The 17,739-nt window shown below is 72.1% G+C and carries 13 protein-coding genes; 11 read left to right on the forward strand and 2 right to left on the reverse strand.

The window, feature by feature from the left end:
• The first annotated feature begins 80 nt into the window (after positions 1-80).
• A complete protein-coding gene (locus tag ACWD1Z_RS27640) occupies positions 81-740 on the forward strand; it encodes a histidine phosphatase family protein (RefSeq protein ID WP_451122292.1) in 660 nt (219 codons plus the stop codon).
• Between the two features lie 13 nt (positions 741-753).
• Positions 754-1,656, forward strand: coding sequence for an ADP-ribosylglycohydrolase family protein (locus tag ACWD1Z_RS27645; protein ID WP_451122293.1), 903 nt, complete (start codon positions 754-756; stop codon positions 1,654-1,656).
• A gap of 294 nt (positions 1,657-1,950) precedes the next feature.
• Here ACWD1Z_RS27645 and ACWD1Z_RS27650 read toward each other — a convergent pair whose 3' ends face one another.
• Positions 1,951-3,498, reverse strand: a complete 1,548-nt coding sequence (locus ACWD1Z_RS27650) for an MFS transporter (RefSeq protein WP_451122294.1) — start codon at positions 3,496-3,498, stop codon at positions 1,951-1,953.
• Between the two features lie 184 nt (positions 3,499-3,682).
• Between ACWD1Z_RS27650 and ACWD1Z_RS27655 the strand changes: the two genes are divergently transcribed.
• From ACWD1Z_RS27655 to ACWD1Z_RS27665, 3 genes are all read left to right on the forward strand, one after another.
• Positions 3,683-4,306, forward strand: a complete 624-nt coding sequence (locus tag ACWD1Z_RS27655) for a TetR/AcrR family transcriptional regulator (RefSeq protein WP_389420073.1) — start codon at positions 3,683-3,685, stop codon at positions 4,304-4,306.
• Between the two features lie 82 nt (positions 4,307-4,388).
• Complete coding sequence (locus ACWD1Z_RS27660) at positions 4,389-5,090, forward strand: ribonuclease HII (RefSeq protein ID WP_451122295.1); 702 nt, start codon at positions 4,389-4,391, stop codon at positions 5,088-5,090.
• A gap of 68 nt (positions 5,091-5,158) precedes the next feature.
• Positions 5,159-5,797: a hypothetical protein gene (locus tag ACWD1Z_RS27665; RefSeq protein WP_451122296.1), complete on the forward strand. Its 639-nt coding sequence runs from the start codon at positions 5,159-5,161 to the stop codon at positions 5,795-5,797.
• A 300-nt stretch (positions 5,798-6,097) separates the two neighbouring features.
• Here ACWD1Z_RS27665 and ACWD1Z_RS27670 read toward each other — a convergent pair whose 3' ends face one another.
• On the reverse strand, positions 6,098-6,724 hold the full coding sequence (locus ACWD1Z_RS27670; protein ID WP_451122297.1) for a hypothetical protein: 627 nt from the start codon (positions 6,722-6,724) through the stop codon (positions 6,098-6,100).
• Positions 6,725-7,161: 437 nt separating this feature from the next.
• Here ACWD1Z_RS27670 and ACWD1Z_RS27675 point away from each other — a divergent pair, with 437 nt between their 5' ends.
• The 6 genes from ACWD1Z_RS27675 (at position 7,162) to ACWD1Z_RS27700 (ending at position 17,729) form a co-directional block, all read left to right on the forward strand.
• Positions 7,162-9,321 (forward strand): RecQ family ATP-dependent DNA helicase, encoded by a 2,160-nt coding sequence (locus tag ACWD1Z_RS27675; protein WP_451122298.1) that lies wholly within the window; start codon positions 7,162-7,164, stop codon positions 9,319-9,321.
• Between the two features lie 145 nt (positions 9,322-9,466).
• Positions 9,467-10,915 carry a DUF4192 domain-containing protein gene (locus ACWD1Z_RS27680; protein ID WP_451122299.1) on the forward strand — a complete coding sequence of 483 codons (1,449 nt, stop codon included), beginning with the start codon at positions 9,467-9,469 and terminating at the stop codon, positions 10,913-10,915.
• Positions 10,916-11,509: 594 nt separating this feature from the next.
• Positions 11,510-13,756 carry a glycogen debranching N-terminal domain-containing protein gene (locus tag ACWD1Z_RS27685; RefSeq protein ID WP_451122300.1) on the forward strand — a complete coding sequence of 749 codons (2,247 nt, stop codon included), beginning with the start codon at positions 11,510-11,512 and terminating at the stop codon, positions 13,754-13,756.
• A 230-nt stretch (positions 13,757-13,986) separates the two neighbouring features.
• On the forward strand, positions 13,987-14,745 hold the full coding sequence (locus tag ACWD1Z_RS27690; protein WP_451122301.1) for an NUDIX hydrolase: 759 nt from the start codon (positions 13,987-13,989) through the stop codon (positions 14,743-14,745).
• Positions 14,746-14,881: 136 nt separating this feature from the next.
• On the forward strand, positions 14,882-16,681 hold the full coding sequence (locus ACWD1Z_RS27695) for an ABC transporter ATP-binding protein (protein ID WP_451122302.1): 1,800 nt from the start codon (positions 14,882-14,884) through the stop codon (positions 16,679-16,681).
• A 163-nt stretch (positions 16,682-16,844) separates the two neighbouring features.
• Positions 16,845-17,729, forward strand: a complete 885-nt coding sequence (locus ACWD1Z_RS27700; protein ID WP_451122303.1) for a FadR/GntR family transcriptional regulator — start codon at positions 16,845-16,847, stop codon at positions 17,727-17,729.
• Positions 17,730-17,739: the final 10 nt, after the last annotated feature.

Below are 17,739 nucleotides of genomic sequence, written 5' to 3' on the forward strand. Positions count from 1 at the left end.
ACTCCCGGAAATATGTGACCTACGCCGTATGGAGCCCGTACGGGTGCTCGCTGGGCCGTCACCCGATCTAGGGTCTTGGCATGGCACGACCACGGCGTATCGTCCTTGTCCGGCACGGCGAGTCAACGGGCAATGTTGATGACACCGTGTACGAACGCGAACCCGATCACGCGCTGGCCCTCACCGAGCAGGGCTGGCGGCAGGCGGAGGAGACGGGCAAACGGCTGCGCGAAGTGTTCGGCCGCGAGCAGATCAGCGTGTACGTCTCCCCCTACCGCCGTACGCACGAGACGCTGCGCGCCTTCCACCTGGACCCCGAGCTCATACGCGTCCGGGAGGAGCCGCGCCTGCGCGAGCAGGACTGGGGGAACTGGCAGGACCGCGACGACGTACGCCTGCAGAAGGCCTACCGGGACGCCTACGGCCACTTCTTCTACCGCTTCGCCCAGGGGGAGTCCGGCGCCGACGTGTACGACCGGGTCGGCGGTTTCCTGGAGAGCCTGTACCGCAGCTTCGAGGCCCCCGACCATCCGCCGAACGTGCTGCTGGTGACCCATGGGCTCGCGATGCGTCTGTTCTGCATGCGGTGGTTCCACTGGACGGTCGCGGACTTCGAGTCGCTGTCCAATCCCGGGAACGCCGAGATGCGGATGCTCGTTCTCGGGGACGACGGCAAGTACGCGCTTGACCGGCCTTTCGAACGCTGGCGAGATCCGGAACCGTACGGAATCACCGGATAGAGTGGACAGAGCGATGACCGCTGATTCCTCACCCGACGGGCGCCTGGGCCGCGCCCTTGCCAGTCTGCGCGGACTGTCCGTGGGAGACGCGCTGGGCTCCCAGTTCTTCGTGCCCGCGAACTACCCGCTGCTGAAGCGCCGTGAACTGCCGGCCGGCCCCTGGCAATGGACCGACGACACGGAGATGGCCTGTTCCGTGGTCGCGGTCCTCGCCGTCCACCACCGCATCGACCAGGATGCGCTGGCCCGCTCCTTCGCCGAGCACCACGACTTCGACCGCGGCTACGGCCCCGCCACGAACCGCCTGCTGCGGCTGGTCCGCGAGGGCGGCGACTGGCGCGAGCTGTCCTCCGCGCTCTTCAAGGGGCTGGGCTCGTGGGGGAACGGCGCGGCGATGCGGATCGCGCCCCTCGGTGCCTGGTACGCGGACGATCCCGAGCAGGCCACCCACCAGGCCGAGATCTCGGCGTACCCGACGCACCAGCATCGAGAGGCCGTCGTCGGTTCGATGGCCGTCGCGGCGGCAGCGGCGCTGGCCGCCGCCCCGGGCGGTCCGCCCACTGCCGAGGCGCTGCTCGACGGGGTGATCGCGCTGGTTCCGAAGAGCGCGGTCGGGGCCGGGTTGCGCCGGGCGCGCGACATGCTGGACTACGGCGACGCCGCGACCGTCGCTGCCGTGCTGGGCTGCGGCCGGCGGACGACGGCCCATGACACCGTGCCCTTCGCGCTCTGGTCGGCCGCGCGGTCCCTCGGTGACTACGAGCGGGCGTTCTGGACCACCGCGCAGGTCGGCGGCGACATGGACACCACGTGCGCCATCGTCGGCGGAGTGCTCGCCGCGGGCAAGGTGGGGACTCCGCCGTCGGAGTGGGTGCAGCGGACCGAGGCGCTGCCGGAGTGGGTTCCGGGGGTTTGACGGAGCCCGTTTCCGTGACTTTGCGGCAATCTCAGAACTCTCCGTGAAGCGTGGGAACTCTCTGTGACCACCGACGCGTTCTTCTGGCATCGGCTGTGCGAGGCGTGGGCTCGTGGGATCCACGGGTCCGTCCAGCCAGATGACGCGAAAGGGATGCGGGGGGTGGACGTGTACGTGGTGCTGGCGCTGGTGCTTCGGTTGCTGGGACGGGTGCGGATGACCGGGCCGTCGCCCTCGCCGTCGGTCCCCCGGGCGAGGTCCGGCCATCCGCGGTCCCGTGCGGCGCCGGCCGGATCAACCGGCCATCGGGCCCGCCGTGCCGGCCAGGGCTTCCAGGTCGCTCTTGCGGACCTTGATCACCAACCAGGCGGTGGCCAGGGCGAGGACGCCCATCGCGGCGGCCGCCACGAAGCCCATGGAGATGCCCTGGGTGAGCACCGCGTGCCCCCAGGGGCCGGGCATCTGGTGCGTCTCGGCGAACTGCGCCTTCTGCTCCGGCGATGCCTCGGCCATGAACCGCGGCAGCTGCTTCTCCGCCTCCTCCTTGCTGGCCGAGCCGAACACCGTGGTCAGGATGGACAGACCGAGCGCCCCGCCCACCTGCTGGGTGGTGTTGAGCAGTCCGGAGGCGGCACCGGCCTCGTGCTGGGCGACCCCGGAGACGGCGGTGATCGTCAGCGTCACGAAGTTCAGCCCCATGCCCAGGCCGAACAGCAGCATCGGCCCCAGCACTCCGCCCGCGTAGGAGCTGTCGGCGCTGATCAGTGCCTGCCAGGCCAGTCCGATCACGACGAGCGTCGAGCCGGCCACCATGAAGGGCTTCGGGCCCAGCACCGGCAGGAACCGCTGCGACAGACCCGCGCCGATGGCGATCACCACGGTCACCGGAAGGAAGGCAAGGCCCGCCTCGATCGGGGTGTACCCCAGCACGTTCTGCACGAAGAGCACGATGTAGAAGAACATGCCGAACATCGCCGCTGCCAGGCTCAGCATGATCACGTACGTGCCGGAGCGGTTGCGGTCGGCGAACATCCGCAGGGGAGTGATCGGCTCCTTGGCCCGCCTCTCGATGAACGCGAAGGCCAGCAGCAGAACCACCGCCGCGACGAAGGAGCCGATGGTCAGGCTGTCCCGCCAGCCCTCGTCGGCCGCCCGGATGAAGCCGTACACGAGGGACGCCATGCCCAGCGTCGAGGTCATCGCGCCCATGATGTCGAAGCGGCCGCTGTGCCGTTCGGACTCGTTGATGTAGAGCGGGGTGAGGACGGCGATCAGGATGCCGATCGGCACGTTGACGAAGAGCACCCACCGCCAGTCGAGCCATTCGGTGAGCATGCCGCCGGCGAGCAGTCCGATGGCGCCGCCGCCCGCGGAGACCGCGGCGAAGACGCCGAACGCCCGGTTGCGTTCCGGGCCTTCGGGGAACGTCGTGGTGATGAGCGCCAGCGAGGTCGGCGACGCGATGGCGCCACCCACGCCCTGCAGCACGCGGGCCGCCAGCAGCTGCCAGGGCTCCTGGGCGAGGCCACCGAGCAGCGAGGCGAACGTGAACAGCAGAATGCCGGTCATGAAGACCCGGCGGCGGCCGAGGATGTCACCGGCCCGGCCGCCGAGCAGGAGCAGACCGCCGAAGGTCAGCGTGTAGGAACTGACGACCCAGGTGAGGTCGGTGGTGCTGAACTTGAGGGCGTCTTGAATGTGCGGGAGTGCGATGTTCACAATCGTCGCGTCGAGGACCACCATGAGTTGGCAGGCCGCGATGACGGCGAGTGCGATGCCGGGACGGCCCGGCCTGCGGGCCGCACCTGGTTTCTGGTCCTGAATCAACTGAGAGGTTGTCACTATGGGTCCCCCACGAAGGCTTTAGTGAACGCTCGCGTTCACTGTCGCGTCAACGGTAGTGAGTCCCCAGTAGTGAACGCAAGCGTTCACTCAGCTTGTCGCCGCGTGGCGTTCCCCCTGTCGCTGCCGCGCGGTCTTCCCGAATCCCCTGAAACACCCACTCCCTTGTTCGCTGGAGACGCTGATGGTTACCTCGCGCTGGACGGCCGCCCCCGCTCAGGCGGCCTCGATGCGCCGGCGCGGCGCCGTGCTGGAACGCGCGATCCTCGACGCCACGCTGGAACAGCTCAGTACGGTCGGCTGGAACGGCCTCACGATGGAGGGTGTCGCCGCCGGCGCCCAGACCGGCAAGGCCGCGGTCTATCGCCGCTGGCCGTCGAAGGAGGACCTCGTCGCCGACGCCCTGCAGGCCGGGCTGCCCCGGATCGAGGCGGTGCCCGATCTCGGCAGCGTGCGCGACGATCTGCTCGCGCTGTGCCGTATGGCGCGGGACGCCATGTACTCGCGCCCCGGTTTCGCCCTCCGTGCGGTCATTCACGAATGCGACCAGGTCCAGGCGGAGCGGTTCCACAGCGTGATCTACGACGGTGTCGTGGAGCCCACCCTCAAGCTGATCCGCGAGGTCATCACCCGCGGAATAGAGCGCGGAGAGGTGCGCTCCGACGCCGCCAACGGATGCGTCTTCGATGCGATCCCGGCGATGATGATGTACCGCTCCAAGATGCGCGGAAGTGAATGGGGTGATGACGAACTGGCGGAGTTGATCGATCAGCTGATGATGCCGGTGCTCCGGCCGAGCGGGGGCTGAGCGGCTGGGAGGCGGCGCCTGGAGCCGTCAGGGGAAACCGGGGTACCGCCCGGTGATCCGGGCGGCGTAGGCTAAGGGCGCCATGCCGTACGAACCGCCTACTCACACCGTCGAGCGCTCACTCCGCGCCACGACCGGAGCGAAGATCATTGCCGGTGTCGACGAGGTGGGGCGCGGCGCCTGGGCCGGCCCCGTCACCGTCTGCGCGGCGATCACCGGACTGCGCCGGCCCCCCGACGGACTCACCGACTCCAAGCTCCTCACCCTCAAGCGGCGCACCGAGCTGGCCTTGGTGCTGAAGACATGGGTGACGTCGTACGCCCTGGGGCACGCCTCGCCGGAGGAGATCGACGATCTCGGGATGACGGCCGCGCTGCGGCTGGCCGCGGTACGCGCCCTGGAGGCGCTGCCGGTCCGTCCCGACGCGGTGATCCTCGACGGCAAGCACAACTACCTCGGGGACCCGTGGAAGGTCCGCACGGTGATCAAGGGCGACCAGTCCTGTGTGGCGGTCGCGGCGGCTTCGGTGATCGCCAAGGTTCAGCGCGACAAAATGATGGCCGAACTGGGTATCGACCATGCAGACTTCGGTTTTGCGGACAATGCCGGGTATCCGTCGCCCGTGCACAAGGCCGCACTGGAGGAGCGGGGACCCACCCCGTACCACCGCTTGTCGTGGGCGTATCTTGATGCGCTGCCCCAGTGGCAGCACCTCAAGAAGGTCCGCAGGTGGGCGGAACGGAGTGTTCCGGAGATCGAGGGGCAGCTCGGCTTCGATTTCTGACCGTTCTGTTCGCACTCATGTGCCACCCGTTCACGTGAGCCGCACCAACGTTTGATAAATATCAGCCCATGCCTCTCATTCCCGAGGAGCCTCAGATTCACGAGAGTGCCCAGGGTCCCCGCGCCACGCCGGCCAGTGGCCGCACCGCGCCGACCCCCCGCCCCGTACCCGGTCCGCGTCCCGCGGCTCCGTCGCGTCCCGGCCGTCCCGGGCCCCCGCGGCCCACGGCGCCGGCGCAACGCACGCCCCGTGACGTGCCCGTGGCCAAGCCCGGACCGGCCGGTCCGGCTGCCCCTGTCCCCGCACCGGCTGCGGCGGCTCCGCAGATCCAGCTGATCCCGGCCTCGGCCGAGGGCGCGCTGGACGCTGCCGAGGAAGCCGTCGACCTGCTGCTGGAGTCGGGCCGTGCCCCTGGTGACGTCCTGGTGATCACCACCGGCGAACAGCACCCGTGGGCCGCCCACGAGCTGTCCTTCGGCGAAGCCTCCTACTGGGCCCAGCACGACGCTGGCGACGACGTCTTCTACGCGGACGCCGCCACCGCAAGCCGTGCCGGCTCGCGCGCCGTCGTCGTGGTCGCCGTCAACGGCGGATCCGAAACCGCTGCCGCCACCGCCCTGCCCCTGGCCCTCGGCCGGGCCGGCGCCCTGCTGATCGTCTGCGGCGACCCGCAGCAGATCAACTCGGTGCTGGGCGCGGGCGTCTGAGCCGCCTCCGGCTTCCTCCGGAGGCGGGTCCGCCGGGGTGCCGCCGCGGCGCGCGGCGGTAGCAGCACAGGGTGGATTTCGGCGTGAGCGGGTGAGGGCTCGCTCGGCTCCAGCCGTCGCCATCGGGTCTTCCGGCCTGGGCGTCCATTGGCGCCATTAGGGCCCGGCGTCTTGTGGGGCGCCGACGTCTTGCGGGGCGCTGGCGTCTTGTGGGTCGCTCGGCATCCTGTGGGGCGTAAGAGGGCACGTGCGTCACGTACAGGCCGTGGTGGGCGGAGAAACGTTCCGGCCTCGGGAGGCTCAGCGAGCCGCCGCGCGGCGCAGCAGTTCCGAGGCGCCGCCGCCGGTGCGGGGGAGCGGGGGCGGTGACTCGGAGGTGGCGAACGGCTCCGGTATGGAGTCGACGCTGGGACGACGGCCGCCGCGCCCCTCGCCGAGCACCTGCCAGCCGTCCTGGGTCAGCGTGATGTACGCGCCGCAGCGCAGGCCGTGCAGAGTGCAGGCGTCCCGCAGGCCCCACATCCATGCTCCGTCCTCCGGCGTCCAACGCGCGTCTCCGTCACGGCAGTAGAGCAGGACGGCGGTGCGCACCGGGGTGCGGCGGCGCAGGTCGTGCGGGATGATCCGGCGCAGCTGGTCGAGCAGGACGTTGCGGAACATCCACCCGTCGGCGGGGGCCGGCCGGCGAGTGAACGAGGCACTTGCCAGCAGCCGCTCGTCCGGGTCCAGGACGGCCACGATCGCCGTCGCGGGCCGGGGGTGGTGCCGGGAGTGCAGTCCGCTGACGACCTCGCGGGGATTGCGCAGCAGGGGGATTCCGGCGGCGGCCCACTCCGCCGGCTCCAGCACGCGGCCCAGCGAGGTAGCGGACAGATCGTTGGAGGTCGACGTGGATGCCGCGGGGGACGGAGCGAATCCGAAGGTCACGGTCCTCCCTTCGGCTACGCGCCCACACTGCGGGCGGGGTGGAATCGGGGGAGCGCACACCGCGGCGGAGCCCTGCCGGACCACGGGCGAGCCGTGCGGGGAGCGGACTTCAATTCTTCCTGTCGAACTGGGTTGCGGCAACGAGCAATTGGGGCGACCGACCGATATAGGACGGCGTGCGTCTTATATCCCTACCCATTGCGTCACCTGGTGACGCGTGGGGTGCGACGCTCTTTGGAGGTGAGGGGGGCGCGGGGTGGCGGTAGAGGCCGCTCCGCGCGCCGTACGACGCCATGCCGCTGGTTACAAGCCTGGGGCGACACGCCGGTCGTGTCCACCGAGCAGTGATGCTGCGGCACGCGCGCTGGGCCGTGCGGGGCGGCCGGGGGCGGGCTGCGGAGTGGCTGACTGTCAGTGCCATCGGGTTGCATGGGGGTATGGACGAACTGGAACTCCGTGCCGAAGCCGATGCCATCCTCGGTCAGCTGGTCGGCGACCGGGACAAAACGGCCCGCCTGCGGGAGGACCAGTGGCAGGCGGTCGCCGCCCTGGTGCGTGAGCACCGGCGCGCCCTGGTGGTGCAGCGCACCGGCTGGGGGAAGTCGGCGGTCTACTTCGTCGCCACCGCCCTGCTGCGCAAGCGCGGCGCGGGTCCCACGGTGATCGTCTCGCCCTTGCTGGCGCTGATGCGCAACCAGGTCGAGGCGGCGGGGCGGGCCGGCATCCGTGCGCGCACCATCAACTCGGCCAACCCCGAGGAGTGGGACACCATCCAGGAGGAGGTCGAACGCGGCGAGACCGATGTGCTCCTGGTGAGCCCGGAGCGCCTCAACTCCGTCGACTTCCGCGACCAGATGCTGCCGAAACTGGCGGCCACGACCGGCCTGCTCGTCGTTGACGAGGCGCACTGCATCTCCGACTGGGGACATGACTTCCGCCCGGACTACCGCAGGCTGCGGGCGATGCTCGCCGAACTCGCACCCGGTGTCCCCGTGCTGGCCACCACCGCGACGGCCAACGCGCGCGTGACGGCCGACGTGGCCGAACAACTGGGCACCGGTGCGGGCGAGGCCCTGGTGCTGCGCGGCCCGCTGGAGCGGGAGAGCCTGCGCCTCGGCGTGGTCCAACTGCCCGACGCCGCCCACCGACTGGGCTGGCTCGCCGAGCACCTGAACGACCTGTCCGGGTCCGGAATCATCTACGCCCTCACCGTCGCCGCGGCCGAGGAGGCCACCGCCTTCCTGCGGCAGCGCGGCTTCGCCGTCGCCTCCTACACGGGCCGCACCGAGAACGCGGACCGGCTCCAGGCCGAGGAGGACCTGCTGGCGAACCGGGTGAAGGCACTGGTGGCGACCTCGGCACTCGGTATGGGCTTCGACAAGCCTGACCTCGGCTTCGTGGTCCACCTCGGCTCCCCGTCCTCGCCCATCGCCTACTACCAGCAGGTCGGACGGGCGGGCCGTGGCGTCGCCCACGCCGACGTCCTGCTTTTGCCGGGCAAGGAGGACGAGGCCATCTGGCGCTACTTCGCCGACACCGCCTTCCCGCCCGAGACCCAGGTCCGCCAGACCCTCTCGGCGCTCGCCGGAGCCGGGCGCCCGCTGTCCGTACCCGCACTGGAGGCGGCCGTGGACCTGCGGCGCAGCCGCCTGGAGACCATGTTGAAGGTGCTGGACGTCGACGGCGCGGTGAAGCGGGTCAAGGGCGGCTGGATCGCCACCGGAGCCGACTGGGTGTACGACACCGAGCGCTATGCCCGCGTCGCGCGCCAGCGGGCCGCCGAGCAGCAGGCCATGCGCGAGTACGCGAGTACGACCGGCTGCCGGATGGAGTTCCTGCGGCGCCAGCTGGACGACGAGGGCGCGACCGCGTGCGGCCGCTGCGACAACTGCGCGGGACCCTGGGCCGATCCCACGGTGACGGCCGAGGCGCTGACGGGCGCGGCCAAGGAACTGGACCGCCCCGGCGTGGAGGTCGAACCGCGCCGGATGTGGCCCACGGGGATGCCCGCCCTGGGCATCGAGCTCAAGGGCCGTATCCCCGCCGGAGAGCAGTGTTCCACCGGACGCGCCCTGGGCCGGCTCTCGGACATCGGCTGGGGCAACCGCCTGCGGCCACTGCTGGCCGAGAATGCGGAGGACGGCCCGGTCCCCGACGAAGTTCTGCGGGCGGCGGTGTCCGTGCTCGCCGACTGGGCACGGTCACCGGGCGGTTGGGCAACGGGCGCGGCGGACGCCCCGGCCCGGCCGGTGGGAGTCGTCGCGGTGCCGTCCCTGACCCGTCCGCGGTTGGTGGCCACGCTGGCCCAGGGGATCGCTGACATCGGGCGGATGCCGTTTCTCGGCACGCTGACCTACACCGGCCCGGGCGGTGCGCATGCGGTGCGGCGCAGCAACTCCGCGCAACGGCTGAGGGCACTGTCCGGCGCGTTCAGCGTGTCCGGGGAACTGGCGGAGGCGCTGGCGGGCTCTCCGGGCCCGGTGCTGCTCGTGGACGACTACACGGACTCCGGCTGGACACTGGCGGTCGCGGCCCGTCTGCTGCGGCGGGCGGGGAGCGGGGAGGTGCTTCCGCTGGTGCTGGCCGCGGCGGGCTGAGCCTGGTCGGGCTGAGGTTTGCCGGACGACCGCGCGTGCACGGCGGCCGAGGTCGGGTCGGCGGTCCTGACGCAATTGCCATGTCCCTGCTCGGAGTTATCCACAGGCTCAAGCGGAGATTCGCAATCCGCGAGATCGTCAATGCATGACGAATCACGGCGAAAACGCTGGAAACACCGAGAACGGCGACATCGTGGGGCACGAGACCCACCCCACCGACCAACTCGACTGCACCGCTTACGAAAACCACGGGGGCGACCGGCAGCTCACCCTGCGCACCCCCGCCGAACTGGCCGACGCGCTGCCGTATCTGCTCGGATACCGGCCCGAGGACAGCATCGTGCTGGTCGCCCTGCACGACCGCGACGGCCGCGGCCGCTTCGGCGGACGAGCCCGGCTCGGCATCCCCACCAACCCGGCCGACTGGCCCTCCGCGGCACGACAGTTGGCCCAGGGACTCGTCACCGGCAGCGAACGCCGGGGCGCCCGACCCGAGCAGATGGTGGCCTACGTCTGCAAGGAGCCCGAGCCGGGCGAGACCGGCCGACAGGTCATGGAGCGGCTACGGCCGCTGGCACAGAAGCTGCGCACCGAGTGCGGCCACCTCGACGTACCCGTGATCGAGGCCCTCTGCATCTCCGAGGGCCGCTGGTGGTCCTACTGCTGCGGGAACGAAGGCTGCTGCCCGTCCGACGGCACCCCCATGGGCCTGCCCGGCACCTCCGTGCTGGCGGCGGCCGCCACCTACGCTGGACTCCAGGTGCGCGGCACCCTGCGCGAACTGCGGGCCCGACTCTTCCCCTGGGAGGCCCCGGCCGCCGCCCTGGAACAGGAAATCGCCCTCGACACCGCCGGTATGGCCCTGGTCCCCAGGATCCTCGACGAGACAAGCCGCGGGGACGTTGCCGAGGAGACCCTGACACTGGCCGGGCGGATCATGGAACGCCTCGCCGGGGCATCCCCTGTCTCAGGCACCCTCACCGCGGACCTCCGCGACGATCAACTGATCACCCATGACGAAGCAGCCCTGCTCATTCTCGGCCTCCAGGACCGCACCACGCGCGACTGCGCCGCCGAATGGATGGAGGGCGACGAGGCGGCCCACGCCCTGCGCCTGTGGCGGGCCCTGGCCCGCCGCTGCGTCGGCCCCTACGGCGAGCACGCCGCGGCGCCGCTCACCCTCGCCGGCTGGGTCGCCTGGTCCACCGGTGACGAACTGGAGGCCCGCGAGGCCCTCGCCATGGCCCTCGGCGCCGACCCCGACTACCTCTTCGCCCGCCTCCTGCACCAGGCCTGCAACGAAGGGCTCGACCCCGAGTCCATCCGCCGCTGCCTGCGCGCGGCACGCACCGACCGAGCCCCCGCGCCGACCACCGCCGAGCCGGCCCGCAAACACCGTGCGCGTGCCGCCACTTCAGCCGCTGGGGCTTCCTCGGGACCCGCCGGCAGGGCCGGCCGCCGACCGGGGGCCAGGGTTCCGGGCCCGCGCACCCCGGTCAGCGGCACGCATCCCGGCTCGGGCCGAAAGCCCCGCACCACCCGAGCCCAGGGGAAGCGGCGCGACGCGGACAGGGAGACGGAGGGGGAGTCGTGACGGCGGGCGGGGTGGAGACCGGGGCCGAGGGCGAGTCGTGACAGCGAGTGGGGTGGAGACCGGGATCGGGGGAGTCGTGACGGCGGGCGGCGGGGAGACCGGGGCCGAGGGGGAGTCGTGACGGCGACCGCGGTGGACACCAGGGCCGAGGAGGAGGCGTCACCGTGAGCGGCGCGGACACGGGGAGAGGGGAAGTGGTGACCGTGAGCGGCGCGGACACGGGGAGAGGGGAAGTGGTGACCGTGAGCGGCGCGGACACGGGGAGAGGGGAAGTGGTGACCGTGAGCGACGCGGACACGGAGACAGACAGAGGGAGCCGTGACCGCGAGTAGCGCGAGCAGTGAGACGCAGGGGGAGAGTCATGGCCGCGAGCGACGCGAACACCAGGGCCCAAGGGGAGCCGTGACCAAGAACGACACGCCCCCTCCCACCCCATTCGGCCGCCCCGAGCGTGACTCCAAGGAGCGTCCCCCCGTTCACCTGAGTGGCGGAACAACCCCACCCGCCGTGCCGCCGACCTGCCCAGGTATCCCCGGATCCCGCACCCGGCGCCGAACACGCCCGAGGTCCACAGAGCGCAGAGGAAGCCGCCCCATGCACCAGCCGACTCCGCCCTCCGCCGCCGACCGCAACCGCCCACCCGCGGCCCGCCCGCCCGAACCCCCCTTCGGCCCGATCCACCTCGCACCACCGCTCCACACAGCCGACGCCGCGTCGGACACCCCCCGGCAGGCAGCCGGCTCAGTCGCAGGTAACCCCCGAACCAAGGCCCCCGCCCACTCCCCGTACCTCGCCCCCGCCCCGCACCTCGCCCACCCCCCGTACCTCGCCCCCGCCCCGCACCTCGCCCACCCCCCGCACCCCGACCACGCCCCGCACCCCCGCCGCCCCACCGACCTACCCCCCACCCACACCGCCCTGATCTGCGTAGCCCTCCCCGCTCTCGCCATCTCCACCGAACGAGGCCAGCTGACCGGCCGAGGGCTGGAAGGCTTCTACCGGGCGGGACGACGCCTGCTCTCCCGGTGCCAGGTACGCGTCGCCGGACGCGAGCCCCTCCCCGTGCACGCCCGGATGACCGCCGCGGACCAAGCACGTTTCGTCGGCACCCTCCGCGCCTCCCCGGACGCGGGCCCGGACCCCGACATCGTCGTCGAGCGCGTCCGTCACGCGGACGGCACCGAGCGGATCACCCTGCACAGTTCCGCCCCGCGCCCCCTGCGCCTCCCGGTCGAAGTCGCCCTCGGCACCGACCTGGCCGCCCTGGGAGCCATCGCGTCCGGCACTACCGGCCCCGAACTGCCCGCCACCGTCCACGACTCCGGCCTGCGCTGGACCTGCGCTTCCGGCAACGCGGCCGTCACAGCCCACCCCCCACCCACCGACGCCCTTGCCTCCGCGGGCCTGCTGCGCTGGGAGTTCGAACTGCCCCCTGGCGGCAGCGCCCATGTGGAACTGCGGGTACGGCCCAACGGAGCAGGCCCGCTCCGCACCGTGGGCCGGACATCGGCGACGACCCCGCTGGCCCCCGCCCGGGCCGCGGGTGACCACCCCGGCGTCCAGCCACTGCTGCACACCTGCGTCGAAGACCTCCAGTCCCTGCTGCTGCGCGACCCCGCCCACCCCATCGACATCCACCTCGCCACCGGAGCACCCTGGCGCTGCGGACTGGCTCCCGCCGAAGCCCTGGCCGCCGCCCGGATGGCCCTGCCCCTCGGTACCCGGCTCGCCGCGGGCACACTGCGCACCCTGGCCCGCACCCAGCTGCCCGGATCCGGACCCCGGTCCGGCATGATCCCCGGGCCGCGCAGGGACGCCGGCCCCCATCTGCCACCGAGTTGCACGGCCACCGAAGCCAGCCTGCTCTTCCCGGCCCTCCTCGCCGAAGCCCACCGTTGGGGGCTCCCCGAGAGGGACACCGAGGAACTGCTCCCTGCCGCCGAGAAGTGCCTGACCTGGCTGCGCAGAGCCGTGGGCGACGACACCTACCTCCGCGACCCCCACCCCGGCGGACCACAGCGCTGCGAAACGCAGGCCCAGGCCCACCGCGCGGCGCTGCTCGGCGCCGAACTGCTCGACACCTTCGGCAGACCGGGCGGCGCCGAGCTACGGCACTGGGCGAGGAATCTGCGGACGGCGTTCCAGCGGGAGTTCTGGATCGACGACCTGGGCGGTGGCCGACCCGCGGGCGCCCGCTCCCCGGACGGACGGCTCGTACCGCACCTGGGCTCCGCCACCGCCCACCTCCTCGACACCGGCCTGCTCGGCGGAGGCGAACAGGCGCCCGGGCTGCTCGACAAGGTGCAGACCGAACAGCTCGCCCGACTCCTCGGCAGCCCGGCCATGGACTCCGGCTGGGGCCTGCGCGGACTCGGCGCCAAAGAGGCCGGGTTCAACCCGTTCGGCCACCGCAGCGGCGCCGTACGGACCCAAGAGACCGCCATCGCCGTAGCGGGCCTGATCGCCGCAGGCTACGAGAGGGAGGCGACCGGGCTGCTGCGCGGCGTCATCGCGGCCGCCGAGGCATTCGGCCACCGGCTGCCGGAGATGTACGGCGGACTGCAGCGCACCGACGCCGGCGCCCCCCTCCCACACCCCGCGGCCTGCCGACCCGCCGCCACCGCCGCGGCGGCCGGAGTCCTGCTGCTGACCACCCTCGCCGGTATCCGCCCCGACGCCCCCGCCGGCACGGTCACCCTCCGCCCCGCGGCCGGCGCACCGCTCGGCGAGATCGTCCTCACCGGATTGCGTGTCGCGGGCGCCCCCTTCTCCGTACGGGTGGGCCGGCTCGGCCTCGCCATGGTGGAGGAGGCCGCCGACGGACTGCAACTGGGGGTGTGACCTCGTACGACAGCCCACCGGAACAGCGGACGCAAGACCGATGACGGACGAAACCGATCAGGGGACAGGCCAGCGAACGACACCCGCGACCCGGGTCACTGATCGAACTCGATCAGGGAAGCGACCGCCGAACGACACCCGAAAGACCGATCACCGACCGAACCCGATCAGCGGCCCCTGCGACCGGCGAAGGGAGTGTTTATCGTCAGGAAGACGACTATGATCGCCGCATGCCCTACGACCCGTCAGCCTTTCCGCCCTTCGCCGTCACTGTGGACCTGGTCGTGCTGACCGTGCGCCGCCATGCCCTGTGCGCGCTGGCGGTCCGCAGGGGCGAGCCGCCGTTCCAGGGCCGCTGGGCCCTCCCCGGCGGATTCGTCAGGGCCGACGAGGACCTGGCCCAGGCAGCGGCACGCGAACTGGCCGAGGAAACGGGCATGCGCGCCCACGACGCCGCCGTACCCGTCCCGGACAACGGCGCCCACCTGGAACAGCTCGCCACCTACGGCGACCCCAAGCGCGACCCGCGCATGCGCGTCGTCAGCGTCGCCCACCTAGCCCTCGCCCCTGACCTGCCCGCCCCGCGCGCGGGCGGAGACGCCAGCAACGCCCGCTGGGCCCCGGTCGAGGAACTGCTCCAGCAGGACGGCTACGGCCGCGAGGGCGAACCCGTCGCCCCGCTCGCCTTCGACCACGCCCAGATCCTGGCCGACGGCGTCGAGCGCGCCCGTTCCAAGATCGAGTACTCCTCGCTGGCCACCGCGTTCTGCCCCACCGAGTTCACCGTCGGCGAGCTGCGCCGCGTCTACGAAGCCGTCTGGGGCGTGGCTCTCGACCCGCGCAACTTCCACCGCAAGGTGACCGGCACCCCGGGCTTCCTCGTCCCCACCGGAGGCACCACCACCCGCCAAGGGGGACGCCCGGCGCAGCTCTTCCGGGCCGGCGGCGCCACCCTCCTCAACCCCCCGATGCTGCGCCCCGAAGTCTGAGACGAGCCCCCGGGAGCCCCAGGGTCTCGGGTCCGCACGCGAACGACGAACAAGGATCCGAGCACACCGACTGCCGCCCGGGGAACGGGCCTTGCGGTGCCCGAAAAACCCGACATAGCGCGCTATCTTGCTTCGGGTGATCCAGGCCTTCGGACTGACCAGCGACCCCCGCAAGGAGCTTCCGCCCGCCGTCGACGACGTCTCCTTCGAGGCACACGCGGGCCGTGTCACCGCGTTGCTCGGCGCCGCCGGCGCGGGCAAGACGACCGCGCTCAGACTCATGCTCGAACTCCAACACGGCCGCGGACTGACCTACTTCAGAGGCCGCCCCCTGCACCGCATCGCCCACCCCTCCCGCGAGGTGGGCGTACTCCTCGGTGATGTGCCGGGCCATCCCGCCCGCACGGTCCGCGGCCATCTGCGCATGCTGTGCGCCGCCGCCGGCGTCCCCGTCCGCCGCGCCGACGAAGTCCTCGAAGTCGTCGGCCTGGTCAGCCTGCGCGACGAACGGCTCGGCACCCTGTCCCGCGGCATGGACCGCCGCCTCGGCCTGGCCTGCGCCCTGCTCGCCGACCCCCACACCCTCGTCCTCGACGACCCCGCCGACGGACTCTCGACCCGCGAGAGCCGCTGGCTCCACGGCGTCCTGCGCGCCCACGCCACCCAGGGCGGCACGGTCCTGCTCACCACCGCCGACCCCAAGGAAGCCGCACGCACGGCCGACCGCGTCATCACCCTGGACCAGGGCCGGCTCGTCGCCGACCAGGACGCCGCCGACTTCGCCCGCACCCGCCTGCGCCCCCGCGTCGCCGTCCGCACCCCCCACGCCGTCCGCCTCGCGGCCCTCATCGCCAAGGACGCCCGTACGGCACAGCGCTCGGTGGAAGTCGTCCGCGAGGACGGCAACCGCCTCTCGGTGTACGGCAGTACCTGTGCCAACATCGGCGAACTGGCCTTCCGGCACGACGTCCTCGTGCATCAACTCGCCGACGAGGTGGGGGACATGGGGCCGGGAGCAGCGGCGAGGCAGGAAGCGGCCGACACCGTGGGGGAGACGGAGGCTGCGCAGGGATCCGGCGAGGAGCGGAACACCGGGCCCGCCGAGAACGGTCCGGGGGCCCCCTCCCCCCTCCCCTCCCTCCCACCCCCCATCTCCGTCCGCCCCGCCCCCTCCCCCCTCCGCCCCCTCCGCTACGAGATCCGCCGCGCCGCGGGCGTCGGTACCGGGTTCCTCACCGCTGCCGCCGTCCTCGTCGTGTCGGCCCTCACCGCGCTGGTGCTCGCGCGCATCGGGCACACCCCGCAGGCGCGGCTGCTGGCTGCCTGGCCGCGGGAGCTGCCGTTGCCGCCCGCGGCGCTCGGGGCGGGGTTGCTGGGCGCGCTGGCCTTCGGGGACGAGTTCCGCCATCCCGCGCTGGCGGTGGACCGTGGCACCGTGCCCCGCCGGCTGGGGCTGCTGGCCGCCAAGCTCCTCGTCTCCGGGGTCACCGCGCTGTCGCTGGCTTTTCTGACGGTGGGGTGCGATGCCGAAGTGCTGTACCTCGTATACGGACGGGAGGTGGCGGAGGTTCCCGCGGACTGGCTGTCGCTGGGGGTGAGTTGGATCGGACTGGTGGTGGGGTGCGCGTGGGCCGGTGTGCTGGCCGCGGGGGTGTTCCGGTCCACCAGTGCCGGGCTGGCCGCCGTGGTGGGGGTGCCCATGGTTGTCGTACCGCTGGTGCACAAGGTGCTGGAGGGGCCCGCGGTGCGGTCGGCCGCCGGATTTCCCGTGCGGCTCAGGGAGGTGCTGCTGATGCAGTGGCCCTTCGGGGGAGAGCGGTATCTGGCGGCTGCGGTACGTGTGGTCGCCCAACCCGTGGGTGGTGCGCTGATGTTGTCGCTGACCGCACTGTTGTGCGCGTATCTGCTCACGACCCTGCGCAGCAAGGTCCGATGACGACCGTCCGCCCGCTTTCAGCACCCCCTGTGCGCACAACTCCCCGGGGAAAGCCCATTTCTTTCCGATAAGGCGTCAATTGCGACGGGGTGAGCGATCACCCTTTCGTGTGCTTTTCACCAAAGACCTCAAGGGAGTTGAAGAGGGCGCCGACAAAAGATCCGTGAGTACCCTTGCGCACACCATGATGACCGCCGCCCGCACCGCCGACTCCGGTCTCGCCGGCCCGGGCGAACTCGACCGCTACCCCTACGCCGAGGCCCCTGTCGCCGACCGCGCCGCAACCCCCTCCTGGGAGGGCGCGGACCAGGAGCTGGGCCGCGTGGGCCGGCGCTCCGCGGGCCGCGGACGCGGACTGCACGGCCAACTCGTCCAGCAGCTCGGCCAGATGATCGTTTCCGGTGACCTGGGCGCCGACCGCCCGCTGGTGCCCGAGGAGATCGGCCAGCGGTTCGAGGTCTCCCGCACCGTCGTCCGCGAGTCGCTCCGCGTCCTGGAGGCCAAGGGCCTGGTCAGCGCCCGGCCGAACGTCGGCACGCGCGTGCGTCCCGTCAGCGACTGGAACCTGCTCGACCCGGACATCATCGAGTGGCGGGCCTTCGGGCCGCAGCGCGACGATCAGCGACGTGAGCTGACCGAGCTGCGCTGGACGATCGAGCCGCTGGCCGCGCGGCTGGCCGCCGGTCACGGCCGTGAGGACGTCCAGCAGCGGCTGGGCGACATGGTCGAGATCATGGGCCATGCCATGGCGCAGGGTGACGCCCTGACCTTCTCCCGGGCCGATGCCGAGTTCCACTCGCTGCTCATCCAGGTCGCCGGCAACCGCATGCTGGAACACCTGTCCGGGATCGTGTCGGCCGCGCTCCAGGTCTCCGGCGGTCCGGTCGCCGGGTGTGACCGGCCGAACGACGCCTCGCTCGCGCACCACGCCCGGATCGCCGACGCCCTGGCCGCGGGCGACGGCACGGGCGCGGAGACGGCGATGCGGCAGCTTCTGATGGTTCACCCCGAGGTGGAGCGCGTGGTGCCCGCCCCGCGCGAGCACTGAGCGCGCCCCA

It is taken from the genome of Streptomyces sp. NPDC002784 (assembly GCF_053592135.1).

What these genes read in the sequence shown, in the direction of transcription:
- ACWD1Z_RS27640 (WP_451122292.1), top strand. Translation starts at nt 81, where the DNA reads ATGGCACGACCACGGCGTATCGTCCTTGTCCGGCACGGCGAGTCAACG.
- ACWD1Z_RS27645 (WP_451122293.1), top strand. Translation starts at nt 754, where the DNA reads ATGACCGCTGATTCCTCACCCGACGGGCGCCTGGGCCGCGCCCTTGCC.
- ACWD1Z_RS27655 (WP_389420073.1), top strand. Translation starts at nt 3,683, where the DNA reads ATGGTTACCTCGCGCTGGACGGCCGCCCCCGCTCAGGCGGCCTCGATG.
- ACWD1Z_RS27660 (WP_451122295.1), top strand. Translation starts at nt 4,389, where the DNA reads ATGCCGTACGAACCGCCTACTCACACCGTCGAGCGCTCACTCCGCGCC.
- ACWD1Z_RS27665 (WP_451122296.1), top strand. Translation starts at nt 5,159, where the DNA reads ATGCCTCTCATTCCCGAGGAGCCTCAGATTCACGAGAGTGCCCAGGGT.
- ACWD1Z_RS27675 (WP_451122298.1), top strand. Translation starts at nt 7,162, where the DNA reads ATGGACGAACTGGAACTCCGTGCCGAAGCCGATGCCATCCTCGGTCAG.
- ACWD1Z_RS27680 (WP_451122299.1), top strand. Translation starts at nt 9,467, where the DNA reads ATGACGAATCACGGCGAAAACGCTGGAAACACCGAGAACGGCGACATC.
- ACWD1Z_RS27685 (WP_451122300.1), top strand. Translation starts at nt 11,510, where the DNA reads ATGCACCAGCCGACTCCGCCCTCCGCCGCCGACCGCAACCGCCCACCC.
- ACWD1Z_RS27690 (WP_451122301.1), top strand. Translation starts at nt 13,987, where the DNA reads ATGCCCTACGACCCGTCAGCCTTTCCGCCCTTCGCCGTCACTGTGGAC.